Annotated in this window: 8 protein-coding genes; 4 read left to right on the top strand and 4 right to left on the bottom strand. The window is 65.4% G+C overall.

Translation table 11 applies throughout. The annotated features are described in order from the left end of the window. From ACRCSW_RS23170 to ACRCSW_RS23160, 3 genes are all read left to right on the top strand, one after another. Positions 1-1,397: ABC transporter substrate-binding protein (locus ACRCSW_RS23170; protein ID WP_438708009.1), on the top strand; the 1,397-nt coding region annotated here is incomplete at its 5' end. Positions 1,398-1,608: 211 nt separating this feature from the next. After that, on the top strand, positions 1,609-3,093 hold the full coding sequence (glpK, locus tag ACRCSW_RS23165; RefSeq protein WP_438708008.1) for a glycerol kinase GlpK: 1,485 nt from the start codon (positions 1,609-1,611) through the stop codon (positions 3,091-3,093). Continuing rightward, the gene (locus tag ACRCSW_RS23160; RefSeq protein ID WP_438708007.1) at positions 3,090-4,217 is read left to right on the top strand and encodes an iron-containing alcohol dehydrogenase; all 1,128 of its coding nucleotides are present in this window, start codon (positions 3,090-3,092) and stop codon (positions 4,215-4,217) included. The genes glpK and ACRCSW_RS23160 overlap by 4 nt, the downstream gene beginning before the upstream one ends. A gap of 19 nt (positions 4,218-4,236) precedes the next feature. Here ACRCSW_RS23160 and ACRCSW_RS23155 read toward each other — a convergent pair whose 3' ends face one another. Then, positions 4,237-5,007, bottom strand: a complete 771-nt coding sequence (locus tag ACRCSW_RS23155; protein WP_438708006.1) for an alpha/beta fold hydrolase — start codon at positions 5,005-5,007, stop codon at positions 4,237-4,239. A gap of 96 nt (positions 5,008-5,103) precedes the next feature. Here ACRCSW_RS23155 and ACRCSW_RS23150 point away from each other — a divergent pair, with 96 nt between their 5' ends. Continuing rightward, complete coding sequence (locus ACRCSW_RS23150; protein WP_438708005.1) at positions 5,104-5,475, top strand: hypothetical protein; 372 nt, start codon at positions 5,104-5,106, stop codon at positions 5,473-5,475. Here ACRCSW_RS23150 and ACRCSW_RS23145 read toward each other — a convergent pair. The 3 genes from ACRCSW_RS23145 to glyA form a co-directional block, all read right to left on the bottom strand. After that, positions 5,441-6,277, bottom strand: a complete 837-nt coding sequence (locus ACRCSW_RS23145; RefSeq protein ID WP_438708012.1) for a DUF817 domain-containing protein — start codon at positions 6,275-6,277, stop codon at positions 5,441-5,443. The genes ACRCSW_RS23150 and ACRCSW_RS23145 overlap by 35 nt on opposite strands. A 550-nt stretch (positions 6,278-6,827) precedes the next feature. Beyond that, positions 6,828-7,433 (bottom strand): nucleotidyltransferase family protein, encoded by a 606-nt coding sequence (locus ACRCSW_RS23140; RefSeq protein ID WP_438708004.1) that lies wholly within the window; start codon positions 7,431-7,433, stop codon positions 6,828-6,830. Further along, complete coding sequence (glyA, locus tag ACRCSW_RS23135; RefSeq protein WP_438708003.1) at positions 7,430-8,725, bottom strand: serine hydroxymethyltransferase; 1,296 nt, start codon at positions 8,723-8,725, stop codon at positions 7,430-7,432. The genes ACRCSW_RS23140 and glyA overlap by 4 nt, the downstream gene beginning before the upstream one ends. Positions 8,726-8,870: the final 145 nt, after the last annotated feature.

The following is an 8,870-nucleotide window of genomic DNA, read 5'->3' as shown; positions in this document are numbered from 1 at the left end:
AGACGCAGATGCAGACCGGCGAGAACATCTACGACGCCTACATCAACGACTCTGACCTGATCGGCACCCACTGGCGCTATCAGCAGGCCCGCAACCTGACCGACTGGATGGCAGGCGACGGCGCTGCGGTGACGAACCCGAACCTTGATCTGGCCGACTTCATCGGCCTGTCGTTCACCACCGGCCCCGACGGCAAGCTTTACCAGCTTCCCGACCAGCAGTTCGCGAACCTCTACTGGTTCCGCTACGACTGGTTCAACGACCAGAAGACCAAGGACGACTTCAAGGCCAAGTATGGCTACGACCTCGGCGTTCCGGTCAACTGGTCGGCCTACGAGGACATCGCCGAGTTCTTCACCGGCCGCGACATGTCCTATGCGGGCGGCCCGGCCACCGGCGTCTATGGCAACATGGACTACGGCAAGAAGGACCCCTCGCTCGGCTGGCGCTACACCGATGCGTGGATGTCCATGGCCGGCATGGGCGACGTGGGCGAACCGAACGGCCTGCCGGTCGACGAATGGGGTGTCCGCGTTGACGAAAACTCGCGTCCCGTCGGCTCCTGCGTGACGCGTGGCGGGTCCACCAACGACGCGGCGGCGGTCTATGCCGTGACGAAGGCGATCGAGTGGCTGCAGAAGTACTCGCCGCCGGAAGCGCAAGGCATGACCTTCGGCGAAGCGGGCCCAGTTCCTGCCCAGGGCGCGATTGCCCAGCAGATGTTCTGGTACACCGCCTTCACCGCGGCTTCGGTCGTCGAAGGCACCCCGGTGATGAACGAGGACGGCACGCCCAAGTGGCGCATGGCCCCCTCGCCGCACGGGGTCTACTGGCAGGAAGGCCAGAAGATCGGCTACCAGGACGCAGGTTCCTGGACGCTGATGCAAAGCACCCCGGTGGACCGCGCCCAGGCCGCATGGCTTTACGCGCAGTTCGTGGTGTCCAAGACCGTGGACGTGAAGAAGGCCCACGTCGGCCTGACCTTCATTCGTGAGTCCACGATCCAGCACGAAAGCTTCACCGAACGCGCGCCGAAACTGGGCGGTCTGATCGAGTTCTACCGCTCGCCGGCCCGTGTCCAGTGGTCGCCCACCGGCACCAACATCCCGGACTATCCGAAGATGGCGCAGCTCTGGTGGCAGAACATCGGCGATGCCATGTCGGGGGATAAAACCCCGCAGGAAGCGCTGGATGCCCTCTGCGAAGAGCAGGAAAAAGTGCTTGAGCGGATCGAGAAGTCGGGCGTCCAGGGCGATATCGGCCCGAAGATGAACGAGCCACAGGATGCCCAGGTCTGGCTTGACGCACCCGGCGCGCCGGTGGCGAAGCTGGAGAATGAAAAGCCCATGGGCGAGACCATCGCCTATGACGAGTTGATCAAGTCCTGGCAGAACTGATCAAGGCTGGGCGGCCCTCGCAAGGGGGCCGCTCGCACCCAAATTTCTTCGAAGAAATTTGCAAGAATTTTCGAAAATTCTTGCGCCCGGCGGATGCGGTCTGCCAACCCCCAAACGTTAAGATTCTCTGACCGAAGATTCCTAACGCATTGTATTGGCTGATAATCAACCCGATGGGCACCGTGCCCATCCCTCTCCGCAGGCCCGACCCATGACCCATATCCTCGCCATCGACCAGGGTACCACCTCCTCCCGCGCGATCCTTTTCGACGCCGCCCTCCGGCCCATCGCCTCGGCCCAGGAAGAGTTCCCTCAGGCCTACCCCCGCCCCGGCTGGGTAGAACACGACCCCGCCGACCTCTGGTCCACGGTAGCCGGAACCGCCCGCGCCGCGATCGAGAAGGCCGGCATCAAGGCCGCCGACATCGCCGCCATCGGCATCACCAACCAGCGCGAGACGACCCTGATCTGGGACCGCAAGACCGGCCACCCGATCCACCCCGCCATCGTCTGGCAGGACCGCCGCACCGCCGACACCTGCGCCGCCCTCAAGGCCGCAGGCCACGAGCCGATGATCACCGCAAGAACCGGCCTCCTCCTCGACCCCTACTTCTCGGGCACCAAAGTCAAATGGCTCCTCGATCACATCGAAGGCGCGAGAAGCCGAGCACAACGAGGCGAGCTCGCCTTCGGCACCGTCGACACCTGGCTGATCTGGAACCTGACCGGCGGCAAGGTCCACGCAACCGACGCCACCAACGCCTCCCGCACCCTTCTTTACAACATCGCCAAAGGCGAGTGGGACACCGACATCTGCCGCCTTCTCGACATCCCCGTCGCTCTTCTCCCCCAGGTCCGCGACTGCGCCGCCCCCTACGGCACCACCCGCGCCGACCTCTTCGGCCGCGAAATCCCGATCCTCGGCGTGGCCGGAGACCAGCAGGCCGCAACCGTAGGCCAGGCTTGCTTCGCCCCCGGCATGATGAAATCCACCTACGGCACCGGCTGCTTCGCCCTTCTTAATACCGGCGCCGACATGGTGCCCTCGAAGAACCGCCTCCTCACGACCATCGCCTACCAGCTGAACGGCAAACCGACCTACGCCCTCGAAGGTTCGATCTTCATCGCGGGGGCGGTGGTCCAATGGCTCCGCGACGGCCTGAAGATCATCCGCGAGGCGAAGGAGACCCAGCCCCTCGCCGAAGCCGCCGAGGAGGAGCAGGGCGTGATCCTTGTCCCCGCCTTCACCGGCCTTGGCGCGCCCTACTGGCGGCCCGACTGCCGGGGGGCTGTCTACGGGCTGACCCGAAACTCCGGGCCTGCCGAACTGGCCCGGGCCGCGTTGGAGAGCGTCGGCTACCAGACCCGCGACCTTCTGGAAGCCATGCGGGCCGATTGGGGCGCGGCGGCGGATGGGGTTCTGCGGGTGGATGGCGGCATGACCGCCAGCGACTGGACGATGCAGTTCCTGGCCGACATCCTGGGCGCACCGGTGGACCGGCCCAAGGTCACCGAGACGACGGCTCTGGGCGCCGCCTACCTCGCGGCCATGCAGGCGGGGGTCATCGGCGGGCCGGAGGAGTTCGCGAAAGGCTGGGCGTTGGATCGCCGCTTCACGCCGACCATGGATGCCACCATCCGAGACGCCAAATACGCCCGCTGGGGCAAGGCCGTGGCCGCCACGATGAGCGTATGACGCCCTTCGGGATCACCGCCCCTCCGCGCATCCTTTTTGGACGGGGCGAGGCGGCAAAGGCCCCGGGGCTGATCCGTCCCTTTGGCGCAAGGGGTCTGATCGTGCACGGGGCGAACCCATCCCGGGCCGCCTGGCTGGTCGAGGCGATGGGGCCAGAGGTCCTGACCCTCTCCTGCGGCCGTGAGCCAACGCTTGACGATGTGATCGTGGCACTCAGCGCGGCGCGGGACCATCGGCCGGATTGGGTTGCCGCCATAGGCGGCGGGGCGGCAATGGATCTGGCCAAGGCGCTGGCCGCGCTGATCCCCGCTCCGGACGGACCGATGGAGCATCTTGAGATCGTGGGCAAGGGGTTGCCGCTTAAGGCCGATCCTCTGCCATTTGTCGCGATCCCGACCACGGCTGGAACGGGCTCGGAGGTCACGAAGAATGCGGTGATCGGTCTGCCCGAGCATGGCCGCAAGGTCAGCCTCCGCGACGACCGGATGATCGCGCGGCTGGCCATTGTCGATCCTGCGCTGACGGACGGGTGCCCGTGGGATGTGACGCTCGCCTCGGGCCTTGATGCGGTGGTGCAGGTGATCGAGCCCTACGTCAGCCTTAAGGCCACACCCTACACCGATGCGCTGGCGGAACCTGCGATAGGGCAGGGCATCTCGGCCCTGAGGCGGTTGATGGCAGGAGAAGATGCCGCGGCGCGGGATCAGATGGCTTGGGTCAGCCTCTGCGGCGGACTGGCGCTTGCAAATGCGGCGCTCGGGGCGGTGCATGGTTTCGCAGGTGTGATCGGGGGAACGACCGGTGCGCCACATGGTGCGATCTGCGGGGCGCTTCTGGGGCCGGTGCTGGAAGCGAACCGGGCCATGGCCGAAGGTGCGGCGCGGGCCAGGCTGGAAGAGGTCTGCCGCATCCTTGCAACGGAGCTTGGGACCAGCGCAGAGGCCGCACCCCAAGCCCTGCAGGATTGGGCGCGCGAGGCCGGATTGCCGGACCTTGCCGGGCTCGGGTTGACAGCCGAGATGCACGGCGAAGTCGTCGAGGCCGCGCTTTCGGCATCGTCCATGAAGGGGAACCCGGTCGTGCTGAGCGCTGCGGCCTTGCGGGGCATTCTGGAAGCGGCGTGACGCGGCCCGCCGCTCGCCCTCAGGCCTCGAGAAACACCCGCACCGTTTCTTCGAACTCGCGCGGTTTTTCGGCGTGAAGCCAGTGACCCGCTCCCGGGATTTTGGCAAAGCGGGCCTTGGGGAAGAGCGTGCGGATCGTCTCGCGATGTTCGGGCTGGACGTAGCTCGACAGAGCCCCGGTCAGGAAGAGCGTCGGGTGATCGAAACTGCCCTCTGTTCCGGGCCAGCCGACGATCTTTGGCATCTCGGCCTCCAGCACTTCAAGGTTCAGTCGCCAGCGCGGCGGGTGCTGTCGAAGATCGAGCGATTGCAGGAAGAAGGCGCGCAGGGCCGGGTCCTCGACTTGGGCGGCAAGAGCTGCGTCCGCTTCGGCACGGGTGGTGATGTCTGACAGGTCAAGCCCGCCCATGGCCCGCGCATGGCGGCTTTGGTCGTGGGTGTAGGCAACCGGCGCGATATCGGCGACGATCAGGCGTCGGATCAGCTCGGGCCAGGTAAGCGCCAGCTGCATCGCCGCCTTTCCCCCCATGGAATGACCAAGAAGGTCGACCGGCGGCCCAAGGCTCTCGATCACCTCGGCCAGATCGGTGGCCATGTCGGGGTAGGACTGGGTTTCGGCGCGCGGGCTGTCGCCGTGGTTGCGCATGTCTACGGCCACCACCTCTCGCCGGTCGGCAAGCCTGCGGGCGATCACGCCCCAGTTACGGGCCGAGCCGTAAAGGCCATGGGCGATGACCAGGGTCGGCAGTTCCCTGGCAGCGCTGGCGGCGTGGCGGATCGTGGCAAGCATCGCGTTTCCATAGCGATTTCGAGAGCTTCAGGCCAGACCGGTTGAACATGGGATCATTCGCTTCTAGGTTTGGCCCTGGGTTTTGGAGGGGGACGAATGAGTGCGGTGACGATCCAGCAGATGGCGGATCGGGTGGCGCAGCTTCTGGAAGAGAGGCTGGGACTTGGCGGGCGCGACCTTTCGGCAAAGTTGAAGCGGGCGGGGCGGGACCTGCCGAAAAAAGTGCGCGATGGCGGCAGGCTTTTGGCTTCGGCGGCGCAGAAGGCGCAGAACCCGAAGCTTCTGGGCCAGATCGACATGGGCGAGATCACCGAGGCCTATGACGTATGCGTCAAGCATCTGGTGGCGATCGATCCTGTCAGCCGTCGGCGCGATCTTTTTGCGGGCATGATCGGCTCGGTCGGGTTTGGGGTGCTTGCGCTGGTGGTCCTGGTCATGGCTGTGTTTGCGTGGCGCGCGTATTTCTGAGGTCAACGGGCACCGGCGACAGGGCGCTGCGGCTGACGACCGTCACGGTCACGAAGGCAACGTAGAGCAGCAGGTACCACGAACCAAGCTTTGCGAGGCTGACGGGCTGGCCGACAAGCTGACCCGAATAGACCCAGGTGCCGGTTGCGGTGCCGACGTTTTCCGCGATCCAGAGCGCGAGGGCCGACAGGATGGCGGCAACGGGCAGGGGCATCCACCAGTGCCGGTCATGCACGCGGAACCAGATCTTCGTCCGGGCGTAAAGCGCGACGGTGGCTGCGAAAAGCACGACCCTGATGTCGGGCAGGAAGTGGTGGGCGAAGAAGTTGACGTAGATCGCGATGGCCAGCAGGAAGCTTAGCCAGAACGGCGGGTAGGGGGCGAAGCGCATGTCGAAAATGCGGATGACGCGGGCCATGTAGCTGCCTACGGCCGCGTACATGAAGCCCGAAAAGAGCGGCACGCCCATCAGCTTGAAAAGACCGGGCTCCGGGTAAGCCCATGATCCGGCATGGACTTTGAACCACTCCATCGCTGTGCCGGTGACGTGGAAGAGGAGGATGACGCGGGCTTCCTCCCAGGTTTCGAGCTTCTTCCAGAGGAAGAGCGCCTGCGTGGCGATGGCGAAGACGAAGAGCGCGTCGTAGCGGTGAACCGGCCAGTCGGGCTGCCAGAAAAGCCTGGTGGCGATGATGGCCGCAAGGAGGAGGCCGCCGAAGAGGCAGGCCCAGCCCTGCTTCAGGACGAACATGACGAATTCGGCAAGGGCATAGGGAAGCCGGGCGCGGGCCCAGTCGCCCATGCGGTGTTCGAGGCTGCGGGTGGTTTCCGGGGGTGGGGTCACGCAGGGGGGCTCCGGTGGCTCCGCCGATTTGAGGGTCGGTGGGCCAGGAGGTCAAGGTGGGGAGAAGCTGCCCCGGGGGTCGGCGGACGGTGGGGTTAAGGGGGTGCGAAGGGCGGTTTTCGGCGGGGGACGCAACGGGTGGGCCGACCTAGCGGCAAGTGTCTGGGAACGCTGGGTTAATCCTTGCACTTTTCGAACAGGTTAACGGTCTTGAATCTGTCTTGAAACCGTCTTGCTTTGGGCCATGGGCGCGTATGGGTTTGTGGGCGTTAACCATTCGGGGCGAATCGGGTTTTCCCGCGTTGCGCCCGTCCTCACCCCGCCCGGAGTAGGGGAGGCGCAGCAGTACCGTCGGTTGGGCCTGGTTGGGGCGGTTTTGAAATTGAGCGCCTTCGGCGCGAGCCTTTTGTCTCGCCTCTGCGCGCGAAGGGCGCGCAACCGGCTCGGGGTTTGCCTCCGGCGGGGATATTTGGGCAAATGTGAAAGGGCTGGGAGGAGGGCTGCGAGGTCAGGCAGCAGGCCAGGGGACCAGGCTGAGTTCGGGCCAGTGGGCCATCTGGCGTTCCGCCTTTGCATGGTGGGTAGCCCGGTTGTCCAAACGCGGGTTCGGGGTCAGGCGGAAGCTGAAGATATCGTCAAGCCCGTAAGGCGCGTAGAGTTCGAGCCCTTTTTCGGTGAGCCTTGCCCCGACAGCATGGGTGCGGGAGGCGAAGAGATCGATGGCCTCGCGGGCGGAGGTCAGTTGCGGATAGGGCTGGCCGAAGCGTTCGGAATACCAGAGATGTACCCGCGCCTCGTTCCTGAGCTCGATCGGTGGTTCGGGCGGGAAGTGAGCGGTGACGCGGTGGATCGCGCGATCCTCGACCTCGTAGCTGAGGTCGGGGTCGAAGTAGAAGATGTCGATGTCCTTGATGCCGTAAAGGAGGGGGCGTCCGGTCAGGTGGTTCCAGACCTGGTTGTAGATCGCGCCGGAGACGATCCAGCTGTCCGGAAGGTCAAGCGCCTTGAGGGTTCGGAGCCAGCCGGTCAGATGCGGGCTTTGCGCGATTATTTCGCGGAAGGCCTGCTCTTGGATGTCTGGATCCCGCCCTGCGTATCGCAGGTGGTCGGTCACAGCCCCGGATAGATCGGGAACCGTTCGCACAGTGCCTCGACCTCGGCCTTCACCTTGGCCTCGACCGCGTGGTTGCCGTCTTCGCCGTTGGCGGCGAGGCCATCGGTGACCTCGATGATCCAGCGGGCGATCTGGCGGAACTCGGGCTCGCCGAAGCCGCGGGTGGTGCCTGCGGGGGTGCCGAGGCGGACGCCGGAGGTGATCGTCGGCTTTTCGGTATCAAAGGGGATGCCGTTCTTGTTGCAGGTGATGTGCGCGCGGCCGAGGGCCTTTTCGGTGGCGTTCCCCTTCACGCCCTTGGGACGGAGGTCGACGAGCATCAGGTGGGTGTCGGTGCCGCCGGTGACGATGTCGAGGCCGCCTTTCATCAGCTCATCGGCGAGCGCCTGGGCGTTCTTGATGACCTGGGCCTGGTAGGACTTGAACTCGGGCCGCAGCGCCTCGCCGAAGGCAACGGCTTTGGCGGCGATGACATGCATCAGGGGGCCGCCCTGGATGCCAGGGAAAATCGCCGAGTTGACCTTTTTGGCGATGTCCTCGTCGTTCGTCAGGATCATCCCGCCACGGGGACCGCGGAGCGTTTTGTGGGTTGTGGTGGTAGCGACATGGGCATGCGGGAAGGGCGAGGGGTAGAGGCCTGCCGCGACGAGGCCCGCGAAGTGCGCCATGTCGACGAGGAGGTAGGCACCGACAGAGTCGGCGATTTCGCGCATGCGCTTGAAGTCGATGATCCGGGGGATCGCGCTGCCGCCGGCGATGATGAGCTTCGGTTTGTGCTCGGTCGCAAGCTCGGCCAGCTGGTCGTAGTTCAGCGTCAGGTCCTGCTTGCGGACGCCGTACTGGACCGCGTGGAACCACTTGCCCGACTGGTTCGGGGCCGCGCCGTGGGTGAGGTGGCCGCCCGCGTCGAGCGACATGCCGAGGATCGTGTCGCCGGGTTTGATCAGAGCCTGGAAGACGCCCTGGTTGGCCTGGCTGCCGGAGTTCGGCTGGACGTTCGCGAAGGTGCAGCCGAAAAGCTTGCAGGCCCGCTCGATCGCAAGGTTTTCCGCGATGTCGACGTACTGGCAGCCGCCGTAGTAGCGCTTGCCGGGGTAGCCTTCGGCGTATTTGTTGGTCATCACCGACCCTTGCGCCTCCATCACGGCGCGGGAGACGATGTTTTCCGAGGCGATGAGTTCGATCTCATGCCGCTGGCGGCCAAGCTCTTTGGTGACCGCGCCGAAAAGCTCGGGGTCGCGGGAGGACAGTGGTTCGCTGAAGAAGCCGGTATCGCGGTGGGGTGCGTTCATCGTTCTCGTCCTCCGGGCGTGACTGTGGGGGGTATTTAGAGCACGGGTGGGCTGCAGGAAAGGCAAGAAAGCGACGGGTTTCGCCATGGCCGCGAAATAACCTTGCCGGTGGGAAACGGCGGTCGCGGAAAGGAAACGCCTGTGC

Source organism: Tabrizicola sp. (assembly GCF_051645465.1).
GTDB lineage: Bacteria > Pseudomonadota > Alphaproteobacteria > Rhodobacterales > Rhodobacteraceae > Tabrizicola.
This window is presented reverse-complemented; position numbering and strand designations above follow the sequence as displayed.